12 protein-coding genes and 1 tRNA gene are annotated in these 22,602 nt (G+C 71.0%); 6 read left to right on the top strand and 7 right to left on the bottom strand.

Annotated elements, in window-relative coordinates; translation table 11 throughout:
• Positions 1-33 precede the first annotated feature (33 nt).
• The 3 genes from ABZ805_RS17440 to ABZ805_RS17430 all read left to right on the top strand — a co-directional run bounded on the left by ABZ805_RS17440 (position 34) and on the right by ABZ805_RS17430 (position 1,776).
• Positions 34-1,254, top strand: coding sequence for an NADP-dependent isocitrate dehydrogenase (locus ABZ805_RS17440; protein ID WP_358440929.1), 1,221 nt, complete (start codon positions 34-36; stop codon positions 1,252-1,254).
• A 126-nt stretch (positions 1,255-1,380) separates the two neighbouring features.
• Positions 1,381-1,581 (top strand): DUF4177 domain-containing protein, encoded by a 201-nt coding sequence (locus ABZ805_RS17435; protein ID WP_358440927.1) that lies wholly within the window; start codon positions 1,381-1,383, stop codon positions 1,579-1,581.
• A 120-nt stretch (positions 1,582-1,701) separates the two neighbouring features.
• Positions 1,702-1,776: transfer RNA gene (locus ABZ805_RS17430), tRNA-Val, on the top strand.
• 436 nt (positions 1,777-2,212) lie between these two features.
• Here ABZ805_RS17430 and dnaE read toward each other — a convergent pair.
• Positions 2,213-5,797 (bottom strand): DNA polymerase III subunit alpha, encoded by a 3,585-nt coding sequence (gene dnaE, locus ABZ805_RS17425; RefSeq protein ID WP_358440925.1) that lies wholly within the window; start codon positions 5,795-5,797, stop codon positions 2,213-2,215.
• Positions 5,798-6,332: 535 nt separating this feature from the next.
• On the opposite strand from dnaE, the gene ABZ805_RS17420 reads away from it, so the two are divergent.
• Both ABZ805_RS17420 and ABZ805_RS17415 read left to right on the top strand, forming a co-directional pair.
• The gene (locus ABZ805_RS17420; RefSeq protein ID WP_358440923.1) at positions 6,333-6,779 is read left to right on the top strand and encodes an HIT family protein; all 447 of its coding nucleotides are present in this window, start codon (positions 6,333-6,335) and stop codon (positions 6,777-6,779) included.
• 257 nt (positions 6,780-7,036) lie between these two features.
• Entirely contained in the window at positions 7,037-7,444 is a 408-nt protein-coding gene (locus tag ABZ805_RS17415) for a DoxX family protein (RefSeq protein ID WP_358440921.1), read from the top strand.
• Positions 7,445-7,534: 90 nt separating this feature from the next.
• Here the strand turns inward: ABZ805_RS17415 and ABZ805_RS17410 are convergent, their stop codons facing one another.
• Both ABZ805_RS17410 and ABZ805_RS17405 read right to left on the bottom strand, forming a co-directional pair.
• Complete coding sequence (locus ABZ805_RS17410; protein ID WP_358440919.1) at positions 7,535-15,427, bottom strand: hypothetical protein; 7,893 nt, start codon at positions 15,425-15,427, stop codon at positions 7,535-7,537.
• A gap of 751 nt (positions 15,428-16,178) precedes the next feature.
• The gene (locus ABZ805_RS17405; RefSeq protein WP_358440918.1) at positions 16,179-17,042 is read right to left on the bottom strand and encodes a type II CAAX endopeptidase family protein; all 864 of its coding nucleotides are present in this window, start codon (positions 17,040-17,042) and stop codon (positions 16,179-16,181) included.
• Between the two features lie 61 nt (positions 17,043-17,103).
• Here ABZ805_RS17405 and ABZ805_RS17400 point away from each other — a divergent pair, with 61 nt between their 5' ends.
• Complete coding sequence (locus ABZ805_RS17400) at positions 17,104-17,778, top strand: TetR/AcrR family transcriptional regulator (RefSeq protein ID WP_358440916.1); 675 nt, start codon at positions 17,104-17,106, stop codon at positions 17,776-17,778.
• A gap of 224 nt (positions 17,779-18,002) precedes the next feature.
• Here the strand turns inward: ABZ805_RS17400 and ABZ805_RS17395 are convergent, their stop codons facing one another.
• The 4 genes from ABZ805_RS17395 to ABZ805_RS17380 form a co-directional block, all read right to left on the bottom strand.
• Positions 18,003-19,079, bottom strand: coding sequence for a DUF418 domain-containing protein (locus ABZ805_RS17395; RefSeq protein ID WP_358440914.1), 1,077 nt, complete (start codon positions 19,077-19,079; stop codon positions 18,003-18,005).
• A gap of 197 nt (positions 19,080-19,276) precedes the next feature.
• Complete coding sequence (locus ABZ805_RS17390; protein ID WP_358440911.1) at positions 19,277-21,253, bottom strand: GNAT family N-acetyltransferase; 1,977 nt, start codon at positions 21,251-21,253, stop codon at positions 19,277-19,279.
• Positions 21,243-21,794 (bottom strand): hypothetical protein, encoded by a 552-nt coding sequence (locus tag ABZ805_RS17385; RefSeq protein WP_358440908.1) that lies wholly within the window; start codon positions 21,792-21,794, stop codon positions 21,243-21,245. Before ABZ805_RS17385 ends, ABZ805_RS17390 begins: the two co-directional genes overlap by 11 nt.
• Positions 21,791-22,486: a class I SAM-dependent methyltransferase gene (locus ABZ805_RS17380; protein WP_358440905.1), complete on the bottom strand. Its 696-nt coding sequence runs from the start codon at positions 22,484-22,486 to the stop codon at positions 21,791-21,793. Before ABZ805_RS17380 ends, ABZ805_RS17385 begins: the two co-directional genes overlap by 4 nt.
• Between the last annotated feature and the right edge of the window lie 116 nt (positions 22,487-22,602).

The following is a 22,602-nucleotide window of genomic DNA, read 5'->3' as shown; positions in this document are numbered from 1 at the left end:
GCTTGCATTCTCGCGAGAGGAGCACCCCGCCACATGAGCAAGATCAAGGTCCAGGGAACCGTCGCCGAGCTCGACGGCGACGAGATGACCCGGATCATCTGGTCCTTCATCAAGGACAAGCTGATCCACCCGTATCTGGACATCAACCTCGACTACTACGACCTGGGCATCGAGCACCGGGACGCCACCGACGACCAGGTCACGGTCGACGCGGCGAAGGCGATCGCGCGGCACGGCGTAGGCGTCAAGTGCGCCACGATCACGCCGGACGAGGCGCGCGTGGAGGAGTTCGGCCTCAAGAAGATGTGGCGGAGCCCGAACGGGACCATCCGCAACATCCTCGGTGGCGTCATCTTCCGCGAGCCCATCGTGATCTCGAACATCCCGCGCTACGTGCCCACGTGGACCAAGCCGATCATCATCGGCCGCCACGCGCACGGTGACCAGTACAAGGCCACGGACTTCAAGGTCCCCGGCCCCGGCACGGTCACCATCACCTACACGCCCGCGGACGGCTCCGAGCCGATCCAGCAGGAGGTCGCGCAGTTCCCGACCGACGGCGGCGTGGCCATGGCCATGTACAACTACAAGCGCTCCATCGAGGAGTTCGCCCGCGCGTCCTTCCGCTACGGGCTGGAGCGCGAGTACCCGGTGTACATGTCCACCAAGAACACGATCCTCAAGGCCTACGACGGCGTCTTCAAGGACGTCTTCGAAGAGGTCTTCGAGAACGAGTTCAAGGAGGCCTTCGACGCCAAGGGCCTGACCTACGAGCACCGCCTCATCGACGACATGGTCGCCACGGCCATGAAGTGGGAGGGCGGCTACGTCTGGGCGTGCAAGAACTACGACGGTGACGTGCAGTCCGACACCGTGGCGCAGGGCTTCGGCTCGCTGGGCCTGATGACCTCGGTCCTCATGACCGAGGACGGCAAGGTCGAGGCGGAGGCCGCGCACGGCACGGTCACCCGCCACTACCGCCAGCACCAGCAGGGCAAGCCGACGTCGACCAACCCGATCGCGTCGATCTTCGCCTGGACCCGCGGCCTGGAGCAGCGCGGCCGGCTGGACTCCACCCCGGAGGTCACCGGTTTCGCCCAGGCGCTGGAGCAGGTCGTCATCGAGACCGTCGAGAGCGGCAAGATGACCAAGGACCTGGCGCTGCTCGTCGGCGGCGACCAGGGTTACCAGACCACCGAGGAGTTCCTGGCCTCGCTGGACGAGAACCTGCAGAAGAAGATGGCCGACCGCTGATCTTCTCCTGAAGGCATCCGCTGAACGCCACCCTCGCCCCGCTTCCCGGGGTGGGAGTGGCGTTTTCGCGTTCCGGGGCGGCCCCGTGCTGAGATCATCGCGGTACCCGATGCGGAGGAGGAACGGATGCCGTACCAGTACAAGGTCGTGGAGCTCCGGGAGAAGTGGCTCGGCGGCAAGATGTCCGGGGACAAGCTCGAAGGCGTGCTCAACGAGCACGCCGCCGACGGCTGGCGGATGAAGACCATCACCGGCGCCGACGTGAAGGGCCGCCTCGGGCCCGGCGGCGTCGAAGGCCTCCTGGTCACCTTCGAACGCGAGGTCTGAGCACCGGCGAACCCCCGGTCCCGCGCCCGCCGATGCGGCCCGGCCGCCCGGTGCGGCGGGTGCCGGGGGTCGCCGACGGGACGTGATCACCCGTCCGCTACGCTGCACCTACAACAACAAGCGCGTTTAGCTCAGCGGGAGAGCGCTACCTTGACACGGTAGAGGTCACTGGTTCGATCCCAGTATCGCGCACCAACTCGGTATCGAGCACTAGCCCGGTATCGCGCACCAGCATTGTGCGCAGGCCGAAATCAGCATCGGTCGGCCCGAGCGAGCGGCGCCGGGTCGGCAGGCGGAATTCGTTCTACTCCGGTATCGGCGCGCCCGTCGTGGTGCCAGTGGCGACGACGATCTCGCGCCCGGCCGGCACCTCCGCAGCTGCGAAGCGCCTGCTGGAACCCGTTCCGAACGACGTCTTCAGCGCTTGGTCGATCTCGCGGCTGCGGAATCGCCGCGGACGTGGCCGCCCCCTCCCCGCCGCCCGGGGCCGCCGGAAGGTGCCGGGGAACCCGATCGCCGTCGATCCGGCCCGATCGGGTTCGGCGTCCCCGGCACGGTGCTCGATGCGAGCCGGGGTCGAGTCGTGCTCGCGGTGCGAGCCTCGAATCGACCTCCGGTTCGTCCACCGCGTTCAGCTCACGCGTTCGATCACGATTCCGCGCAGTGACTTGAGCTCCGAGACGAGTTCCGTGCACACCTTCACCGGCCAAGCCGGCAGTTCGAGTCGGGTCGCACCCAAGTGGACGTGCACCGGGGTTTCGCCGCGATAGGTGCCGAGCGTGTTCCGGAGTTCGCCGATGAGTTCCTTGTCGATCTTCTTGGCGTCCGCGCGGAGCACGAACGGTGGCGCCGATCCAGGCGAGTGCTCGGCCGCGGCGATGTCCACCGGTACGGCGTCCGAGGCGAACACGCTGATCTCGCCTTCACGTTCGTTGACCCGGCCCTTGACCGCTAGCGCGGTGTCTTCGGCCAAGCAGTCGGAGAACAGCTCGTAGGACTTCGGGAAGAACAGCACGTCGACGCTGGCATCGAAGTCCTCGAGCGTGACGATGGCCCAGGGTTGCCCGTTCTTGTTGAGGCGCCGCTGAATCCCCGAGATCATCCCGGCGATCTTGGCCTCTTCTCTTCCGCCGGATCCGGGCTCGCGTTCGCCGCCGACGAGTTCTGCGATGGTGGTGTCCTGGTACGGCCGCAGCAACCGCTCCGCGCCGTCCAGGGGGTGTGCGGAGACGTAGAGGCCGAGCATCTCCCGCTCGTACGCCAGGAGCTGCTTGCGCGGCCATTCCTCAGCGGTGAACTGGAGATGTGCCAGCGGGGAGGAGTCGGGGCTGGAAGCGGTGTCGTCGCCGCCGCCGAACAGGTCGAACTGGCCCATCGCCTCTTGGCGCTTGAGCCCGATCACGGCGTCGACCGCTGCCTCGTGGTGCTGGGTGAGCGCCATGCGGGTGGCTCCGAGCGAGTCGAAGGCGCCCGCCTTGATCAGCGACTCGATGACGCGCTTGTTGCACGCGGTGATCTCGACTTTGTCGAGGAAGTCGGTGAACGAGGAGTAGCGGCCCTTGGTCTCGCGCGTTTTGCCGATCGACTCGACCACGTTCGCGCCGACGTTGCGGATGGCTCCCATGCCGAAGCGGATTCGGCCGTCCACGGCCGCGTGTCCGACCACGGATTCGTTCACGTCCGGCGGCAGCACCCGGATGCCCATTCGGCGGCACTCGGACAGGTAGACGCCGGTCTTGTCCTTGTTGTGCGCGTTGGCGGTCAGCAACGCCGCCATGTATTCGGCCGGGTAGTGCGCTTTCAGGTAGGCGGTCCAGTAGGTCACCAAGCCGTAGGCGGCCGCGTGGGACTTGTTGAACGCGTATCCGGCGAACGGAAGCACGGTCGCCCAGAGCTGGTCGATGGCCTCCTTGCTGTACTCCCGTTCGGCCATACCGGCTTCGAACCGGGCGAACTGCTCGTCCATCACCTCCTTCTTCTTCTTGCCCATCGCACGTCGCAGCAGGTCGGCTTGCCCGAGCGTGTATCCCGCTACTTTCTGGGCGATCGCCATGATCTGCTCTTGGTAGACGATCAGGCCGTACGTTTCACCGAGTGCGTCTTCGAGCGGTTCGTCGAGTTCGGCGTGGATCGGTTCGACGGGCTTCTTGCCGTTCTTGCGGTCGGCGTAGTCGAGGTGGGCGTTGACGTCCATCGGGCCCGGCCGGTAGAGGGCGACGCAGGCGACGATGTCGCCGAACCGGGTGGGGGCCATGCGCTTGAGCAGCGATTGCATGCCGCCACCTTCGAGCTGGAACACGCCCAGGCTCTCGCCCCTGCCCAGCATCTCGTAGGTGGGGGCGTCATCGAGCGGGATGTCGAGCGGTTCGATCTCCACGCCGTGATTGGCCTTCACCATGCGCACGGTGTCGTCGATCGTGGTCATGTTGACGAGGCCGAGGATATCGATCTTCAGCAGGCCCACGTCTTCGCATTGCGGCCCGTCCCAGCCGGTGATGATCTCACCGTCGTCCCGTTTCCACAGCGGCAGCACGTCGAGCAGTGGTTCACGGGAGATGATGTGGGCGCAGGCGTGCACCCCGGCGTTCCGGATCAAGCCTTCGAGGCCGCGTGCGGTATCGAAGATCTTGCCGATCTGAGCATCGGTTTCGATCAACGAGCGGACTTCGGCGGCCTCCGTGTAGCGCTCGTGCTGGGGATCGACGATCCCGGACAGCGGGATGTCCTTCGCCGCGATCGGCGCGGGCAGCGCTTTGCTGAACTGGTCGGCGAGCTGGAACCCGGGTTGCCCGAGGTGCACGCGAGCAGCGTCCTTGAAGGCCGCTTTCGTCTTAATCGTGCCGTAGGTGATGACCTTGGCGAAGAACGCTTCGCCGTACTTCTCCTTCGCGTAGGCGATGACCTCATCGCGCCGGCGCTCGTCGAAGTCGATGTCGATGTCGGGCGGGGAGTCGCGCTCGGGGTTCAGGAATCGCTCGAACAGGAGCCCGTGTTGCAAGGGGTCGATATCGATGATGTGCAGGACGTACGACAGCAGTGCGCCTGCCGCGGAGCCACGTCCCGGCCCTACGCGAATACCGTTGTTCTTGGCCCACCGGATCATGTCACCGACGACCAGGAAGTACGAGCTGTACCCCTTCTCGGTGATGACTTTCAGCTCCCATTCGAGCTGGTCGCGGTAGTCCTGGGTGAAGCTGTCGCCCGGGAACCGGGTCGGGATGAATTCCTCGACCTCGTCGCGCAGCACTTCGACGTCGGTGCTGCCGGGCTTGATCTTGGCCTGCGGCATCCGGTTCGTGGAGGCGAACGCCTCGTCGTAACCCTCGACCATGTCGGCGATCAGCAGCGTGCTGTCGGCGGCTCCGGGGACCTCGGCGTCCCAGTACTCGCGCATCTCCGCCGACGATTTGATGTGGTAGCCGTCGCCGTTGAACTTGAACCGGTCGGTGTCGGCGAGCGTCGAGCGGGTTTGCAGGCACAGCAGCGCATCGTGGTGGCCGGCCTGGTCGGCGGTCACGTAGTGGCTGTCGTTCGTGGCCACGGTGCGGAGGTCGAGTTGGCGCGCGATGTCCAGCAGCTCCGTGCGGATGTTGCGTTCCATCTGGATGCCGTGGTCCATGACCTCGATGAAGAAGCGGTCCGGCCCGAAGATGTCCTTGTAGTCGGAGGCGGCCTGCACGGCCTCTTGTTTCTGGCCCAGGCGGAGGCGGGTGAGGATTTCGCCGGCGAGGCAGCCGCTCGTCGCGATGATCCCTTCCGCGTGCTCGGCGATCAGTTCTTTGTCCATGCGCGGTTTGCGGAAGAACCCCTGCATGGATGCGAGTGAGGACAGTTTGAACAGGTTGCGCAGCCCGGTCGAGTTCTGCGCCAGCATGGTCATGTGCGTGTACGCGCCGGCACCGGAGACATCGCCGCTCTCGCCGTACTCGTCGACCTCTTTCTTGCCGGTTCGCGCTCGTTCGCCCCAGAACACCGGTTTCTTGTGGTAGCGGCTCTCCGGAGCGACGTACGCCTCGATGCCGATGATCGGCTTGATGCCGGACTTCTTGGCGTGCGCGTTGAAGGAGTGCGCGCCGAACATGTTGCCGTGGTCGGTCATCGCCACCGCGGGTTGCTCGAGCCGAGCGACCTCTGCGAACAGTGCGTTGTGCTTGGCGGCACCGTCGAGCATCGAGAACTCGGTGTGCACGTGCAGGTGAACGAACCGATCAGACACGCGGGCATCTCCGGGAGCGTCGGGGGGCTGGGTCGGTGGCGGGTCAACTCTAGTCGTCCTACGCGGTGTAGCCGGGCTGCGTCGAGCGAGTGTTGCCGCCCAGGCGCACCGAGCCCGTGGACCGGTCGGAACCGGGCCGGTACCGCGAGCTCGGGTGCGACGAGGACGGTGCGAGGAGCTCTGCGCGAGCCGCGTCGCGACGACCTCTTCCGGACGACCGGGCACGACCGCGCGCGCTCGGCGGACCGCCGGCCGCTGGTCGGCTCGGGGAGCGCGGTCCGGTGCGCCGGGACGGCGGTGGTGCCGGTCGCGTACACCGCGGCGATCGTCGAACCCGCCCGCACCTGGTGGCGGTGGCGCGAGCGCGTGCGGCCGGTGGGCCCTGCGTCGCGCTCGGCGGATCCGGACCGGCCGCACCGCGCGGCGCGGGAGTCGACCACCCCGGCTGGACCGTGCCGCTGCGGCACGGGGTCTGCTGGTGGGGACGAACCGCGGCCCCGGCGCCGCACCCCTGCGAACCGAGAAGGCTCCGCCAGTGACCGAGATCTACGACCCCGAGAACCCCTTCGCGAAGATCATCCGAGGTGAGGGGCCCGCGCACGTCGTGCACGAGGACGACGAGGTGCTCGCCTTCCTCGACGTCTTCCCCCAATCCCCGGGCCACGTGCTGGTCGTCCCGAAGAGCGGCGAGCCGCGGACCCTGCTCGACGCGACTCCCGGGCAGCTGACCGCGGTCGTGCACGTGGTGCAGCGCGTCGCCCGCGCCGTCACCGACGAGCTCCGTCCCGCGGGCGTGCAGGTCGTCCAGTTCAACGAGGCGGCGGCGGGGCAGACCGTCTTCCACCTGCACTTCCACGTGATCCCGCGGTACGACGCCGGCGAGCTCCTCCCGCACGCCGGGGTCCGCGGGGACGACGGGCGGCTCGGCGAGCTCCAGCGGCGGATCAGCAGCCGCCTGGCGGCGCAGCACCCGACCGCCTGAGCAGGACGGGGACGAGCGGTGGCCGAGTCGGATCACCGCAGCGTTCCGGGGCGGCGGAGCTCCGGGACGCGTGGCACCGGCTCGGCCCGGTGAGCTGCGCCATGTGCGCGGAAATCGGGCTTGAGCGTGCCGCGGCGGCACGGCTTCTCATCGTGGCAACGCACCGGAAGGCGCTCGCACGGCACGTGCGGTCGTGCCGTCCGCGCCCGGTGCGTCCGGCGGCCGAACCGCGGTCGCCCCGGACGAACGGAAACGCCATGACCACGACCTCGCCCGCCACCCGGAACCGGCCCGCCGCCGCCACCGCCGCCCTGTGGGTGCTGCAGGTGCTGCTCGCCGTCGTGTTCGCGCTGATCGCGCTGCCGAAGATGCTGGGGAACCCGATCGCCGTCGACCCGTTCGACCTCGTCGGGATCGGCATCCCGGGCATGATCATCGTCGGCTGGCTCGAATTCGCGGGGGCGATCGCGCTGCTCGTGCCGCGGCTGTGCGGGCTCGCCTCGGTCTGCCAGGTCCCGCTCATGGTCGGGGCGACGGTGCTGACCGCCGTCCAGGACCCGGAGCTGGTCACCATCCCGGCGATCACGCTCGTCCTGGTGTGCGTCGTCGCCTGGTTCCGCAGGCGCGACACCGCGGCGCTGGTCCGCGCCGTCCGCCGCCGCTGAGCCGCGGGCGGGCGACGAGTTCCCGCTCCGCCGGAACCGGCCGGGCCGGTACCGCTCGGCGATCGCCGCCGATCGCCGAGCGGTGGGCCGTCAGCGGCGGCGGTAGTAGTAGCCGCGGCCGTGGGAGTCGTAGCCGTCGTACGGGGGCTGTTCCTGGTATGGGGCCTGTTCCCGGTACGGGTTCGGTGCCACGGCCGGGAGGCCGTAGCTGGAGTTGTACGGGTCCGGGGCAGGCACCGTGGAGCTGCTCGCCATGGAGTTGTCGTAGTAGTAGTCGCCTTGGCCCCCGGTGTACGTGCTGGAGTAGGACGACGTGCTGGGGTAGGACGACGTGCTGGGGTAGGACGACGTGCTCGGGTAGGACGACGTGGCGTAGTAGTCCTGGCTCGAACTGGTCTGCGATGGCCCGGACCAGTCCCAGTCGGGGGTCACCGGCGGGAGTGGCACCTGCCGGGTCGTGCTGCCCGAGTAGTCGCGGCCGTAGCCGCTGCCGACCGCCGAGTTGCCGTAGCTGTTGCCGTAGTCCGGGAGCGTGGTCGGCGTGTTGTCCGGCGGGACGTTCGCCGCCGACTCGTTCCGGTTGATGTTGCTCACCTGCTGCGGGGTGTAGATCGTGTCCGCGTCCATCCGCGGTGCCGTCGAGCCGCGGTCGTAGCGGAGCCATCCGCCGTTCTCGGCGACGCCGATGTAGCCGGTGCGGGTGACGGTGACTTCGTTGAACCCGAAGTAGAGGGAGTTGTCGTAGCGGCGGCTCAGGTTGTGCCCGGCGGAGTATCCCGATCGGAGTCCGCTGACGATCCGGGTGGAGTTCTCCGCGTTCCCGGCGTCGCAGGCGGCGAACACGAGTGGTGATTTCTCGTTGCGCTCCATGATGTATTGGAATTCCGGGGTCTTGTCCAGCAGGTAGGCGACGGTGTCCTGGCTGACGCTGATGACGGTGTCGACGCCGTTGATGGGGACGGTGATGCCGTACCGCTCGTTGTTCGTGTGGATGAAGATGAAGGTGGGCGTGCGCTGGTGCCCGCGCCGGTCGGTGTCCCGCCGCCACGGCGGCCGCACCTGGGAGCCGTCGCGGTTGACTGGGCCGGGGGCGAGGCTCATCTCCCCGGGGAGCGTGCGCGTCACCCGGCCGTTCCAGTTCCTGGTGAACGCCCGGAACATGTCCGCATCGCCGCCCAGGGTGGGGAAGGCGACGCCGATCGGGTTGCCGTTCTCGTCGCCCAGGATGCGCCGTTGGACGGCTTCCGGCGCGAAGTCGACGGTGGCCGGGGTGCCGTCTTCGGTCCGGAAGCGCCCTTGCAGCATCACCGGTGCGGCTCGGCGTCGGGGCATGGAGGGTTGCGGTGCCGCGGGCTCGTCCTCGTCGTCCCGGCGCGGTGCGGAACCGTCGTCATTCCGGTCTCGCGTGGATCCGTCGTCGTCCCGGCGCGGTGCGGGGCCCTCGTCGTCCCGGTTTCGCGCCGAGCCGTCGTTGTCCCGGCGCGGTGCGGACTCGTCGTCATTCCGGTCTCGCGTGGATCCATCGTCGTCCCGATGCCGTGCGGACCCCTCGTCATCCCGGTCCGGTGCGGACCCGTCGTCGTCCCGGTTCGCCGCGGGTGACGCGTCGTCCGGGTTCGGCCGTGGGGCGTCCGGCGTGCCGCCGGGTGCCGGGGTGCTCTCCGGGGCGGGGACGTCGTTCCGGAACGTGGTGGTGGGGACGTCGTCGCCGATGGCGGCGCCCAGCAGGTCCAGGTAACGAGGGCGGAGGCCGCCCTGGGACAGCCCTTCCGCGGTGGTCCCGTGCTCCGCGGGGGAGTAGAAGTCGCCCATCAGCGAGCCCGGGACGTCGAGCTGCACCTGCGGTCCGTGGCCCTCGTTGTGTTCGTCCGGAATGCCCAGCGCGTGCATGATCTCGTGCGCGGCTTCTCGCGGCCTGATGTCGGATCGCCACTGCCGGGCGTTGCTCAGCCCGCGGTGGCCCTCGCCGACGACCACGGACACGTCCGCGTCCCGGCCCGGCTCCACCTGCTCCAGCCGGACGAACAGCCGGTCCCCGACGGGACCGGTGCGGAACTTCGCGCCCGGCCGGTTCACCACGTCGTGGATGCCGTCGACCGCCGACGTCCACGCCGCGTTCAGATCGCCCGGGGTGGCGTCCCGTCCCGCGGACAGCGACACCCGCAACGTCACTTCGGCGACCTGATCGCCGTCGTGGTTCATCCGGCGCACCTGGAACCGCGAGTCGAGGACGGGTGCGCGCGGTTCGTTCCGGCGCGCCGCCACGTCGTCGAGCGCGGAGCGCAGGTCCACGTCGGGATCGCGGAAAGCCGCCAGCTCCGCGTGGTGGATGCCTGCGGTGCGTCCGCGTTCGACCGCCGGGATCGAGTGGCGGAAGTTCTCCCACTCGCGGGGGTCCACCGCGAACGGGGACCGGTCGTCCCGACGGTGGGGCCCGGTGCCGCCGCCCGGTTCGTTCTCGGGGCGAGCCGGAGCCGACGGGTAGTAGTAGCCGTCGTCGCCGTAGTAACCGGAGGTGTTCCGGTACGGGTTCGGCGCGATCGCGGGCTGCCCGTAGCTGGATTCGTACACGGTGTGCGACGAGCTCGGGTAGGCGGCCGGGGTCTCGTCGTAGTAGGTGTCCCGGTGGTGGCGGCGGCGCCTGCGGTGCGAGCTCTGGTGGGCGGGCTCCTGGTAGGACGGCGTGGTGATGGGGGCCTGGCTGTAGGTGCTCGGCGTCGGCTGCGGAGCGCTGTAGTAGTCCTGCCCGACGTACCGGCCGCTGTACGCCCCGAAGCCGTAGTTGCTCGGGTTCGCGGGAGCCGGCGCGGGAGTGCCGTAGCCGGCGTCGTACCCGCCGCCGTAGCCGGCGGTGCTCGGTGCCGGGGGAGGTGGCGCGGGAGTGCCGTACCCGGCGTCGTACCCGTTGCCGTAGCCGGCGGTGCTCGGCACCGCTGAAGTGTCGTAGCCGCCGTAGCCGCCGCCGTTCCCGCGGCCACCGGACCCGCCGCTGCCGGTGGGGCTGTTGCCCCCGGTGCCCTGTTCCCGCAGCGCCTGCGCCTCCCGGTAGCTGGACCGGACGTGGTGCGCGATGTCCTCGGCGGTCCGCTGCAGCCCGTTCGGCGACTCGCGCGAACTGCCCTGCACCCGCAGTTCCGCCACCAGCGCGGGCGGGTCGAGCATGGGGACGCCGCTGACGTAGTTGTGGTCCATGCCCATCGTCGTCCGGATGACCAGCGCCTCGTACTGGCTGACGCGGTGCACCGGGCGCGACGAGAACGCCCCGTCGAGGTAGTCGCCCAGCGTCCGCCCGGAGGAGCGCGCGTTCCGCACCCGCGGCGGCACCCGCTCCTGCAGCAGGGCCGTGCCCGGATTCGCGTTGACCACCCCGCTGCGGAAGTTCCCCGCGAACCGGGTGGACAGGTCGCGCGACGCCCCGTCCAGGTACTGCCGGACGTTCTGGCTCAGCGAACGCCGGACGTCCCACATCTCGACCCGGGAGTTGAGGGCGGCGTAGTTCTTCCCCATGCCTGTTCCGGCGTAGTGCCGTTCGGCGATGGCCGCGAACTGCGTGTAGGTGAGGGCCAGGAACCCTTCGAGCTCCTTGCGCTCGAACCGGGAGAAGCCGTTCGCGTCGGCAGCCTCGTTGCTGATCCGGCGCGCCAGGCTCATGCCGTCCCGCAGCTGCTGCCGCGCCGCGCTGTTGAACCCGCCGGTGCGCATCGTGTCGCTGATGTAGCCCATGAAGCGGGGCAGGCCCGCCATCGGCACGCCCGCCGAGTAGTGCGCGTAGACCTGGTCCTGGTTGTGCTGGCTGTACTTGCGGATCGGGAACTCGCCCGCGTCCGGGTCCACGTCGAACCGGTCGTCGTCGAAGATCCGCTCCAACCGGGTGCGGTCCCGCGCGTTCCGCAACCTGCGCACCGCGTCCTGGACCGCCGTGTGCACCTGCGCCGCCGACGGCCGTCCCACATCCCCGTCCACCACCGCGAACGGCTTGGAAACGATCTCCAGCACCGGGCCGCTGTGGCCGTCGTCCAGCACGATGGAGAACTCCGGGGCGTCCACGATCACCTCGAAGTCGTTCGTGGTGTAGCCGCGCGGCAGCGAGAGGCCGATGTTGTGCAGCTCGCCTTCCAGCCCCATCGCGCCGCCGTTCAGGCCCGGGAGCTCGCCCGACACGGCGTAGTGGGACAGCTCGTACGCGAGCCGGTCCGTGTTCCGCACCGGTCGGCGCAGCGGCAGCCACTCCCGGTACGCCGCCCGGACCTCCTCTTCCGAGACCGTCCGCTCGGTGAGTTCGCGCATCCTCTTGCCCACCATGGCCACCTGGAGATCGGTGAGCTCCGCCGGGCGGTTGTCCCGCGGGGCGGCCGGGGCGGGACGCTCCCCGCCGTCCGCGTCCTGGCGGGCGGTGGCGTGCTGCTCCGGGGCGGTCACCTCGTCCGGGCCGGGACGGGCCGGGGTGGTGGTGCTCTCCGTCGACGGCCGGTTCGGGCGGGCGGTGGGGCGTTCGCCGCCGCGGGCCGGGCCGTCGCTGCTCCGGGCGGGGACGGTGCGGCCGTCCTGCTGGGGCGTGGCTTCGCCCTGCGTGCTCCGGTTCCCGGTGTTCGGCCTGCCCGACGTGGTGTCCGGCCTGGCGGTGGCGTCGGGGCGAGCTGCGGCGTCGGGTCGGACGGTCGCGTCCGGGCGGGCGTTGGTGCCGTGGCGGCCGGTGGTGTCCGGCCTGGTGGCGTCGGGACGACCGTTCGTGTCCGGGCGGGCCGCGTCCGGCTGTGCGGCCGGTGCGTCGGACCTGGTCGCCGCGGGCACGGCCTGCCGGGCCGCCGGGGCCGCGGGGTGGGCGGCGAACGGGGAGTCCGGCGTGCCGTCGCCGTCGCGGGCCGGGCCGGAATCCGGTGCGGCGCGGTTCTCGGACGCGGCCTGGTCTTCGGGGGTGGTGCGGGTTTCCGGCGTCGCCCGCTCTTCCAGCGTGACGCGGCTTTCCGGCGTCGCCTGGTTCTCCGGCGTGGTGCGGGTTTCCGGTGTCGCGCGAGATTCGGGGACGGCTCGGTCCTCTGCGGTCGCCCGGTTCTCCGGCTCGGCGCGGGTGTCGGACTCGGGGCGGGACTGCGCTTCCCGCGTCGAGCTCGGCTCGGTGGCGCGGGTTTCCGGGGTGGTGCGGGACCGCGCTTCGGCCTCGGGCCGGGAGTCGCCGCGCGATTCGGCCTCGGGCCGGGACTGGGCCTCGGTCCGCGACCCGGGTTCGGGCCGGGACTGCGCCTCGGCGCGCGACTCGGTCCCGGCGCGCGACTCGGTCTCGGTCCGGGACTGGCCTTCGGGGCGTGACTGGCCTTCAGGGTGCGCCGGGGCGTCGGTGCGGCCGCCGGAATCGGCGCGGGTTTCGGACGATCGGTGCTGGTCCGATTCCGCGCGGTTGGGAGCGGACCCGCCGTCCTGCTGGAGATCGGTGCGGGCCGCCTGCTCGTCCGCGCGCGCCGGTCCGGCGTCGTGCGCGACGGTCTGCGCTTCGCGCGAGGTGGTGTCCGGCCGGTCCGCGGCCTGGTCGAGGTCCGCGCCGGTGGTGCGGCCGTCGTCGGTCGCGTGCCGGGCGGGTTCGGCGGTCTGCGCGAAGGACGGCGAGCTCTCGCCGCCGGTCTGCGCGGCGCGAGCCGGGGCGTCGCCGAGGCCGGTGGATTCGGTGCGCGGCGCGCCGCCGGCCGCCCGGGTGGGCGAGCTCTGCGCGGTCGCGGCGGGTGCGCTGTCGGCTGCGCCGCGCGTCCCGCCGGATGCGGCCCCGCCGCGGGCCGCGCCGTCGGAGCGCCCGGCCCCGGAGTCGGCGCCCGTCGAGTGGTTCCCGGTGGCCGCGGGCTGGACCTGCGCGGTGGTGCCGACCGCCGGGCCGCTCGCCTCGGTGGAGCGCGCCGCCCCGCCCTGCTCGGTGCCGACCGGGGCCTCGCCGGAACGGGAGCCGCCGGTGCTCGCGTCGCCGTCGAGCCCCCGCGACTCGGTCCCGAAGTCGCCGGGCTGCGCGAAGAGCGTGCCGAGCTCCGCGCCGCCGGTGCCGACGATGCGGGACGAGCCGTCCTGGACGACCGCCGAGTCGCCGCCGGTGGTCCCGGCCTCCGCGCCCGCGCGGGCCGCGTCCTGGTGCAGGACCGTTTCGTAGGACGGCGGTTCCGCCAGGACCGTCGCGTAGGACGGCGGGGCGACGTCGGTCGTCGCGGAGCGGTCCGCGCCGCCGGTGCCCACCACACCGCCCTTGCGGTCGCCTGCGGTGGTGCCCGCATCGGAGTTCGTGTCCGAGCCGCGCCCGGCGGTCCCGTCGGACACCGTGCCGCCGGACGTCGTCGTGCCGGAGTTCCCCCCGATGCCGGCGTTTCCGCCGATGCCGGAATTTCCGCCGACGCCGGAATTTCCGCCGACACCGGAATTTCCGCCGACACCGGAATTCGTGGGCGCACCGGAGCTCACCGCGGAGTTCGCCGCCGCACCCGAGTTCGCACCGGCGTGCGCCGCCGCACCCGAGTTCGTCCCGGAATCCGCGTCCGCCCCGGTCTGCACGCCCGCGTCGGAGCGCGCGTCCGCCCCGGTCTTCGCATCCGCGCCGGAGTACGAGTCCGCGCCCGTCTTCGCCCCCGCACCGGAGTCCGCGTTCGCACCGGTCTTCTCGCCCGCACCGGCGTCGACGGCCGACTCGGACTTCACATCCGCAGCGGAGTCGATGGCCGAACCGGACTTCACGTCCGCGCTGGAGGCCGGGCCGTTCGCGGCCGTCTCCACGCCGCCGCTCTTCCGGTCCCCGGCGCCGGTCCCGTCGTCGCCGGTCCGCTCCGCGCCGCCCTTGCCGTCCGATGTGGACTTCCCGGTGTCCGCCGGCCCGAGGATCTCCAGCGCCTCGGGCCCGGGGATCTGCAGCGTGCCGGGCCCGTCGACGGCACCGGGGGAGGTGGTGCCGCCCCCGGTGTTCTTGCCGCCGCCGAGGCCGCCGCGGGCGAACGCCCCGAACATGCCGTCGGAGGCGACGCCGCCCTTGTCCCCGCTGGCCAGGTAGACGAGCGGGTTGCTGCCCGCGACGGAGACGATCTGCGCCGCGCCGTCGGCGAAGCGCCCGAACGCCATCTGCCCGCGGGTGAGGGTCTTCTCGGGCAGCTGGTCGCTCGGGCCGCGGAGCTTGTTGGCCTGGGCGATGTTCTTGTTCATGCCCGTGATGACGTCGTCGACGCTCTTCGCGATGCCGCGCACCGCTCCGGCGGCGGCACCGGAGGCGGCGCCGCCGATCGCGCCACCGATCATCATGCCCTTGATGGACTCGGTGTTGATGTTGTCGCGGTAGCCGGTGGCCTTCTGGATGCCCTGGATGCTCGCGTCGAGCCCGCCCATCACCCCGGCGCCGATCGCGGCGCCCGCCGCGGGGTACTTGCCGAGCTGCCAGGCCTGGGAGCCCGCGGCCTTGGCCCCGGCCTGCCAGCCACCGGCCTTGATGGCCTGCGGGACGCGCGCGAGCTGCTTGACGATGTTCTGCGCGATCTGCTTGATCAGTTCCCGCAGCAGCGCGGTGATGCCCACCCGCGCGGCGGCGAGCACCGCGGGGACCATGAACGCGCCGAACAACGAGGCGATCAGCGAGATGACGGTGGCCAGCGTCATCGCGGTCATCGCCACGAAGAGGATCTTGTTCTTCTGGATGTCGGCGGCCGCGTCCCTGGCCTTGCTCGCGAGGTCCGAGGCGACCGCGACCTGCTCCTCCAGGTAGCCGGGCAGCTTGTTCGAGACGTAGTCCACCGTGGAATCAGCGGTCTCGCCGCGCATCGAGGTGGCGATGTCGCCGCCCGCCGCGGTCAGCCGCTGCCGGGTCTCCTCGGCCCGTTCGGCGTACTTGCTCAGCGCGTCGTGCAGTGCTTGGAGGCCGCCTTCGCTGCCCTCGGGCCACTCCATTCCGAGGGTGATCTTGAAGAACTTCTGCAGCCGGTCCGGCAGTTCCGTGGTCTCGTAACGCCCGCTCAACGCTGTCGCACCAATCATGTGAATCGAGTTGATGACTGCACTACGTTCGAATGAGCCGGGTGAATGAGATCGGGCACGACGAATGGGGCCGCGCAACGGTGGCGCGGCCTCGTCGGGCTGTTCCCGCGGAACTTCATGTCGAAGGAGGCGACGGCCACGCTACCTAACCGGAGGGGCATCCGTTCTGAGGGATGGCCGAGGTGGCCTGCGGTGCTGGAATAATCGGGGCGCGCGGAGAAGTGCCAGTTCAGCGGACGTTTTAGGCCGATTATCGACGCCGGTGCACCGGTCCGGAATGTTGCGCGGGCACGGATCGGCGGTCTTCTCGCGCGGTGCGCGGTCGTATGCGTTCTTCCGGAAGGATCAATGCGCATTCGGCCATCTCGCCGATCCGGAGTGGCTCATCCAGGTCGCGAACGGTCCACCGATCCTCGCCTTTCCGGCCGAGCGCAGATTGGTCGTGAACCGTCTGGTTTCGAAAATAATGGATGCGGATCCGATGCGAAACGGCCGATCAGGGGGATGGCTGTCGCTGATTGCGATAACAATCAATCGGCCGGTTGATTCGTGCTCCGCTGATTCAGGGATTCGGCGGAAGACCTCGGCTGAACGGATTCGGGGCTGGGCCATTGCGCGCAGCGCATCGTGATCATGAACACATTGGGCCGAACGGCGGTATGGAGGATTACGCACCGAGGTCGGACGTGTGCGAGCCGCAGGTATCGCCCGGATCGGCGGTGCCTGCGGCTCGGTGCGGGTGGTCGGCGGATCAGGACTCCGGCTGCTCGCTCCGCTCGCGGCGGGGCAGGCCGAGGCGGCCCTTGGTGGCGGCCAGCATGATCAGGCACAGCACGGTCATCGCGATCAGCGCGTCGACCTCGCCCTCCGAGCCGAACGCCGCGACCTTGAGTCCGGAGGCGGTGTTGATGCCGGCGTGCGCGATCACCACTGCGAGCAGGCTGCCCCGCGAGAAGTTCCAGACGTTGCCCATCGCGATGCAGAGGACGACCACCAGCATCACGTAGATCGGGATGGACATGCCCGCCTGCGAGGTGCCCTGGATCTCCCACAGCGGCGCGTGCCACACGGCCCAGATGATGCCGAGCACCACGTTGGAGGCGAACGGCGACAGCGCGGACTGGAGCCGGGGGAGGGCGTAACCGCGCCAGCCGAGCTCTTCGTTGCCGCCGCCGACCAGGGCGATGAACAGGAACGTGGTGGGAGCGCTGAGCAGCGCGGCCTGCAGCGCGGTGTCGTCGATCTGCCCGCCGCGCAGCAGCAGGTGGAACATCCCGGAGATCATGATGAACAGGCCGGGGACCAGCGCGAGCAGGTAGGGCAGGACGCCGCCGCGCCGCAGCGGGGAGTACCGCCGGAACATCGCGCCGACGCCCGCCTTGCCCTGCGTCGCCGCCGTGACGATCACCGACGCGGCCGCCGGGCCGAAGCTACCGGCCACCACGAAGGCCATCGGGTCCACGCCGGGGACCAGTTTGCTCGCGAACCAGATCGACCAGGAGAGGCCGAAGGCGAGGAGGAAGTAGGCGGCGAGGCCGCGGGCCGGGAGGGTCCTGGTGCGGGCCAGGTCGCCGGAGTCGGAGGGGAGCTGCCGCTGGGGCGCATCGGTGATCATGCCGGAACCATACACTGTAGGAGAGTTCTCCTACAACGTATGTCTTGATTATGCTGGACCTATGCCCGACACACCTCCGGAACCGCACGTGGACAGCGTCTTCTACCGCCCGCAGCGCAAGCGCCGCACCGAGTCACCGCTCAGCAGGGAGCGCATCGTCACCGCGAGCGTCGCGCTGCTCGACCGGAACGGGGCGGGCGCGCTGACCATGCGCAAGGTCGCGGCGGAGCTGGACGTGCACGCGACGAGCCTCTACTGGTACGTGCAGCGCCGCGAAGACCTCATCGACCTGGCGCTCGACCACGTGCTGGCCGGGCCCGCGAACGATCTCCCCGGCGCGGACGTGCCCTGGGACGACGTGGTGTTCCGGGTCGCGAAGCAGTACTACGACGCGTTCGCGGCGCACCCGTGGGCCGCCGGGTTCGCGGGCACGCGGCCGCTGATCGGGCCGAACGCGATGGCGCTGGCCGGGCGGATCATCAGCGCGCTGGAGGAATCCGGCGGAGCGGAGCAGGACCGGATGACCGCCGCCACCGCCCTCTCGCAGCAGGTCCTCGGCGCGGCCACGACCGCCGTCGTCGCGCGCGGGTTGTCGAACGCGCCCGCGGAGGACTACGCCGCCGCGGTGGGCACGCCGGAGACGCTCGGCATCTGGCTCCCGTCCTTCGACGACGTGCTGACCCTGCTGGTCGACGCCATCCGCACCCGCCTGGCCCCCACCGGAACCACGAGCTGAACAGGACGCGAGCCGACCACTACGCGAGCCGCCCACAGCACCACCGCCCGCAACCCAGTCTTGTCAGCGGCACAGCCGCTGAGCCCAGCGACCACCTGATCAACCGGCACCGCAGCGGGTTCTCAGCGGTCTTCTCGCGAGGACAGCGTTTTCGCATGTGGCGGAGCCACCTGCGAAAACGATCCCGCAGCGAGAAGACCGCTGAGGTTCCGCCACCCCCGCCACTAAGCAGCAGAAGCAGCAGAACCGGCAATAGGTTGCAGGTTCCACCAGGTTAGGCGGCGCCAGGCCCACTCCAACGGCCCGTAGCGGAAGTGCGCGAGCCACAGCCTGCTCCACACCGCCTGCACCGCGATGACCGCGACGGCGAACCCGAGCATCGTCCACCAGGAGGTGGAGTCCGCCAGCCCGATCAGCCGCCCGGCGCTCACCATCAGCAGCGTCGCGCTCACGTAGTTGGTCAGCGCCATCCGCCCCAGCGGTTCCAGCACCGCGGCGATCGGCTTCCCGGCCCGGGTCCGGAGCAGCAGGGCCAGCCCGCTGCTGTACGCGGCGGCCAGGCACAGCCCCGCGAGCACCGTGGTCAGCGCGAACCCGAGGTCGCGCGGGCCGTGGAGCTGGGTGAGCAGCGCGGGCACCGCCAGCGCCGCCGACACCGCGAACACGACCACCAGCTGGTTCCGCCGGGCGTGCAGCGTCTGCGGGATCTCGTAGCGGGCGAGGGCGTAGCCGAGCACCAGCGCGCCGGGCACCGGGCTGACCGGGATCAGCAGCGCCACCAGCAGTGCCGCCCACCGCGGCGCGAAGCTCAGCGGCAGCAGGAGCGCGACTCCGAGCACGCCGTAGAACAGCAGGTATTCGCCGGGGTGCAGCAGCTGGTGCAGTCCGCCGAGCGGGAACAGCACCGCCAGCCGGCGGGCCAGCAGCAGCCGCGGCCGGGGGTGCTTGCGGGCGGCGCGCTGCAGGAAGATGCCGAAGCCGATCCCGAACAGCAGCGCGAAGATCACGTTGAACCGGTACTGCACGAACAGGTCCAGCGCGCGCCGCACCGGCGCCTCGACGCCGCCGACCTCGCTCGGCATGCCCAGCACGTGCGGGACGTTCACCAGCAGGATGCCGAACAGCGCGAAGCCGCGGAGCGCGTCGAGCGTCGTCACCCGCTGCCCGGAGGAACCGCCGGGCGCGGGGGTGGCGGTGGGCACCGGGACGGCGATGGGCACCGTGTCCTGCGCGCCCGGTCGGGGGAGCCGCCGGGTGGCGGACCAGGGGTCGGCGCCGGGGTGCGGGGCGCTGTCTCGCATCGGATCACTTCTTCGCGGCTCGGTTTCCGGGAACCGAGCGCGTCGTCCGCCCGGCCCGAGCCAAGTTAGGGATCCGCGGCGCCGCGGTGATCACCTTCCGAGCCGATCCCGGCTACGACTTTCGGGTATCGCCGGGAAACGGCCCGGTCGCCCGCTCGGCGAGCAGGTGGGCCGTTCCCGTTCGAGCGCCGAGCCGGTCAGGGGAGCCAGGAGTCGAAGTCGGCGCCGCCCACGACGAACCGGCCGAACTGCTCGGCGAACTCGTCGACCTTGCGCGCGTTGTGCGCGGCCACCGCGGCGGGGTCGGCGGGCAGCGGTTCGCGGACGCCGACGAACACGCTGTACAGCGGCACCGGCTGCGCGCCGCGGCCCAGTTTCGCCTCGTAGGTGCCGAGCCCCAGGCCGATCTGCGCGATGCCGCGTTCGGCGCCGGTGCGCACCGCCTCGTACATCAGGACCTTGAAGTAGTCCGCGCGGTTCGGCAGGTCGTAGTCGAAGCCGACGACGCGGGAGAAGATCTCGTCGCCGCGCCGGTAGCGCAGCGCGAACGCGGCCGGCCTGCCCTCGTCCTCGACGAGCAGCACCGAGCTGTCCGCGGACAGGTGCCGGGCCTGCCGGTCGTACACCTCCAGCGCCCGGTCGAGGCTGTACCAGGTGTGGCCGTACTTCTGCATGAGCGCGTTGTTCAGCGGGGCGATCACGTCGACCACCTCGGCCAGCTCCACCTCGCGGATGGTGCGGCCGCTCTCGGCGAACTCGCGCAGCTCGCGGCGCACCCGGGTGCGGCGGTTGCGCGGCAGGTGGGCGAGGTAGTCGTCGAAGGACCAGTCGGTGCGCAGCACGTTCTCCACGTCCTGCAGCACCACGACCGGTTCGGCGTCCTCGTGCGCGCGGGCGACCTCCAGCGCCTGGTCCAGCGGCAGGAACAGGTAGCCGAGCAGGTGCGCGCCGCGGTCCACCGCCCAGGTCAGGGTGTCGGCGGTGAGCGCCTCGACGGCTTCGGCGCGGTCGGCGGCGGGCAGCCCGGGGCGCACCGGCAGCTGGCCGCGGAACTCCGACCAGCCCGCGCCGAGCACGTACGGTTCCCGCTCGTAGGCCTGCGCCCGTTGCTCGTCGACGATGCCGTCCAGCAGGAAGGTCGGGGCGTAGAGGCGGTGCGGCGGTTCGGTGAACGCGTAGGTCTCCAGCCCGGCCACCGGTCCGTCGTCGTCGGTGGCGATGAGGTGGCGGGCCGCGCCGGTGGCGGGCAGCTCCTCCTCGCGCACGCCCAGCCAGCCCGACGCCGAGTAGGTGGTGCCCCGCTCGCGGAGGGAATCCCACGCCTGCCCCGGAACGTCGTCGGCGCGGTGGTAGGCGGTCAGCTTCATCGGTCGTCCTTCTGCGGTGCGGCGGTGGTGGGTCGTCAACTCTTCCAGATGGGCCGCGACGCCGTCCTCGTCGTTCCCGGCGATGATCAGGTCGGCGGCGCGCAGCACGTCGGGTGCGGCTCCGGCGACGGCGACGGCGGTGCCCGCGACCGCGAACATGCCGAGGTCGTTGGGGGCGTCGCCGAAGCAGGTGGCCCGGTCCGGCGTGGTGCCGCGCCGGGCGAGCACCCAGCGCAGCGCGGTGCTCTTGTCCGCGCCGGGCGCGGAGAACTCCAGCAGTCCGGCGGTCGAGGAGGTGCAGCCGATGCCCAGCCCGGCGGCCACGTCCCGGCCGATCTCGGGCGGGCAGCCGACGACCATCAGGCACAGCACGCCGGAGTCCGCCGGCACGACCGCGGCCCGCCGCACCCGCGCGGTGGCGCTGGCCAGCACGTCCGGCCAGTCCGGGGACAGCACCCGGTCCTCGACCCGGTCCAGCGCCCACCTCGCCTCCGGGCAGCGGCGGGTCAGCTCGGCGACCGCGGCGGCGGCGAGCTCGGCGGGCAGCGCGGCGATGCGCAGCACCCGGCCGGTCGCGACGTCGGCGACCACCGCCCCGTTGGAGCAGATCAGGTCGCCCGCGGCGCCCACGTCGCGGAGCACCTCGCGGGCGCTCCGCAGCGGACGGGCGGTGGCGTACACCAGGTGCACGACGTGCGCCGCGGCCCGCAGGGCGCGCGCGGACCGCTCGGACAGCGAGCCGTCCGAGCGCAGCAGGGTGCCGTCGAGGTCGGTGGCGACCGCCTCGACGCCCGGTTCAGCCGGCATCGCCCCGCCCGATCCCCCTGGCCAGCGCGGCCGGATCGGCGGTGCGGCTGCGCACCAGCACCGGGCCGGTGCCGTCGAGCCGCGCGAACAGGCCCCGGTTGGTGTCCCGGATGCGGCCGCGCAGCCGCAGCGCGAACCACAGGATCGAGCGCGGGCCGACGACGCTGGTGAACGTCTCCCGGTTGCCGGACGCCCACAGCTCCTCCTGCCGCACGTACCGGGTGAGGGTGCGGCGCAGCAACCGCGGCCAGGACACCCGCAGCGGCGGGTCGAGCCACACGACGCAGTCCGCCGCGGCGGCGAAGGAATCCACCGCCGCCGCGTACTGCCCGTCCACCACCCAGCTCGGCGAGCGCAGCAGTTCCGCGAGCTCCGCGCGGAACTCCTCCGCCGGCCGGGGCGTCCAGTCCCGCTGCCAGTACAACCGGTCCAACTCCACGTGCCGGGCACCGGCGGTGGACGCGAACTCCGCGGCGAACGTCGTCTTCCCGCTCGCCGAGCCGCCGAGCACCCACACCCGGCGCGGTGGTGCGGTGGTCATCCGGCCGCCGGTGCGTGGAAGCGGTGCGCGACGATGGCGGCGTAGCGGTGGTAGTGCCACTGCTCGAAGCCGAGGTGGCTCTCGCCGTAGATGCCGAGGTCCGCGTTCTCGAAGACCTCCCAGCCGTCGCGGGCGACGATCCGCTCCATCTCCGCCAGGCCCGGGTAGTAGCCGCAGGCCCGCTCCTCCGGGTTGAGCCCGATCAGCCAGTCCGCGAAGAAGATGCCGCCCGGCGCGACCATGCCCATCGCCTGGTCGAACAGCGCCTGCAGCGTGTGGTGCCGGTTCGGCGGCATGGACCACAGCCCGCTGCCCATCACGAACTGGAAGTCGCCGTTCGCGGGCAGCGTCATGTAGTCCTGCTCGACGATGGTGCAGCGGTCTTCCAGCCCTTCGTCGGCGAGCCGCTTGCGCAGCCCCACCACCTCGTGCTTGCCGTCGACGAGGTCGAGCTCGCCGCCGTCGAGGAACAGCTCGTCGGTCTCCACCCCGACGACCTCCCAGCCGGCGCGCAGCAGCGGCAGCGCGAACTTCCCGTCCGAGGCGCCGAGCACGCACGCCCGCGGCCGCACCTCCCGCGCGTACCTGCCGGTGGGCAGGTAGCGGGACATGGCGGGGAAGTAGGTGAAGTAGGGCGCCCAGTAGCTGCCGCGGTCCACTTCCAGCGGCGGGTTCAACGTCTGTTCCAACATCGCGTATCCCTCTCGATCATCAGGCGTTCTTGCCGCGTGTTCTCGGTCTGTGTCTTGTCAGCGGCGGACCCGCTGAGCAGTGACCGGCTTGAGCGAGGTGACCACCGGCGGGTTCT

It is taken from the genome of Saccharopolyspora sp. NPDC047091 (assembly GCF_040643635.1).
In the GTDB taxonomy this organism is placed as follows: domain Bacteria; phylum Actinomycetota; class Actinomycetes; order Mycobacteriales; family Pseudonocardiaceae; genus Saccharopolyspora_C.
Note: the sequence above shows the minus strand (reverse complement) of the source record. Positions and strands in the feature narration are given on the sequence as shown.

Coding starts and splice junctions, on each gene's coding strand:
- ABZ805_RS17440 (WP_358440929.1), top strand. CDS start 34: ATGAGCAAGATCAAGGTCCAGGGAACCGTCGCCGAGCTCGACGGCGAC.
- ABZ805_RS17435 (WP_358440927.1), top strand. CDS start 1,381: ATGCCGTACCAGTACAAGGTCGTGGAGCTCCGGGAGAAGTGGCTCGGC.
- ABZ805_RS17415 (WP_358440921.1), top strand. CDS start 7,037: ATGACCACGACCTCGCCCGCCACCCGGAACCGGCCCGCCGCCGCCACC.
- ABZ805_RS17410 (WP_358440919.1), bottom strand. CDS start 15,427: ATGATTGGTGCGACAGCGTTGAGCGGGCGTTACGAGACCACGGAACTG.
- ABZ805_RS17405 (WP_358440918.1), bottom strand. CDS start 17,042: ATGATCACCGATGCGCCCCAGCGGCAGCTCCCCTCCGACTCCGGCGAC.
- ABZ805_RS17400 (WP_358440916.1), top strand. CDS start 17,104: ATGCCCGACACACCTCCGGAACCGCACGTGGACAGCGTCTTCTACCGC.
- ABZ805_RS17395 (WP_358440914.1), bottom strand. CDS start 19,079: ATGCGAGACAGCGCCCCGCACCCCGGCGCCGACCCCTGGTCCGCCACC.
- ABZ805_RS17390 (WP_358440911.1), bottom strand. CDS start 21,253: ATGCCGGCTGAACCGGGCGTCGAGGCGGTCGCCACCGACCTCGACGGC.
- ABZ805_RS17385 (WP_358440908.1), bottom strand. CDS start 21,794: ATGACCACCGCACCACCGCGCCGGGTGTGGGTGCTCGGCGGCTCGGCG.
- ABZ805_RS17380 (WP_358440905.1), bottom strand. CDS start 22,486: ATGTTGGAACAGACGTTGAACCCGCCGCTGGAAGTGGACCGCGGCAGC.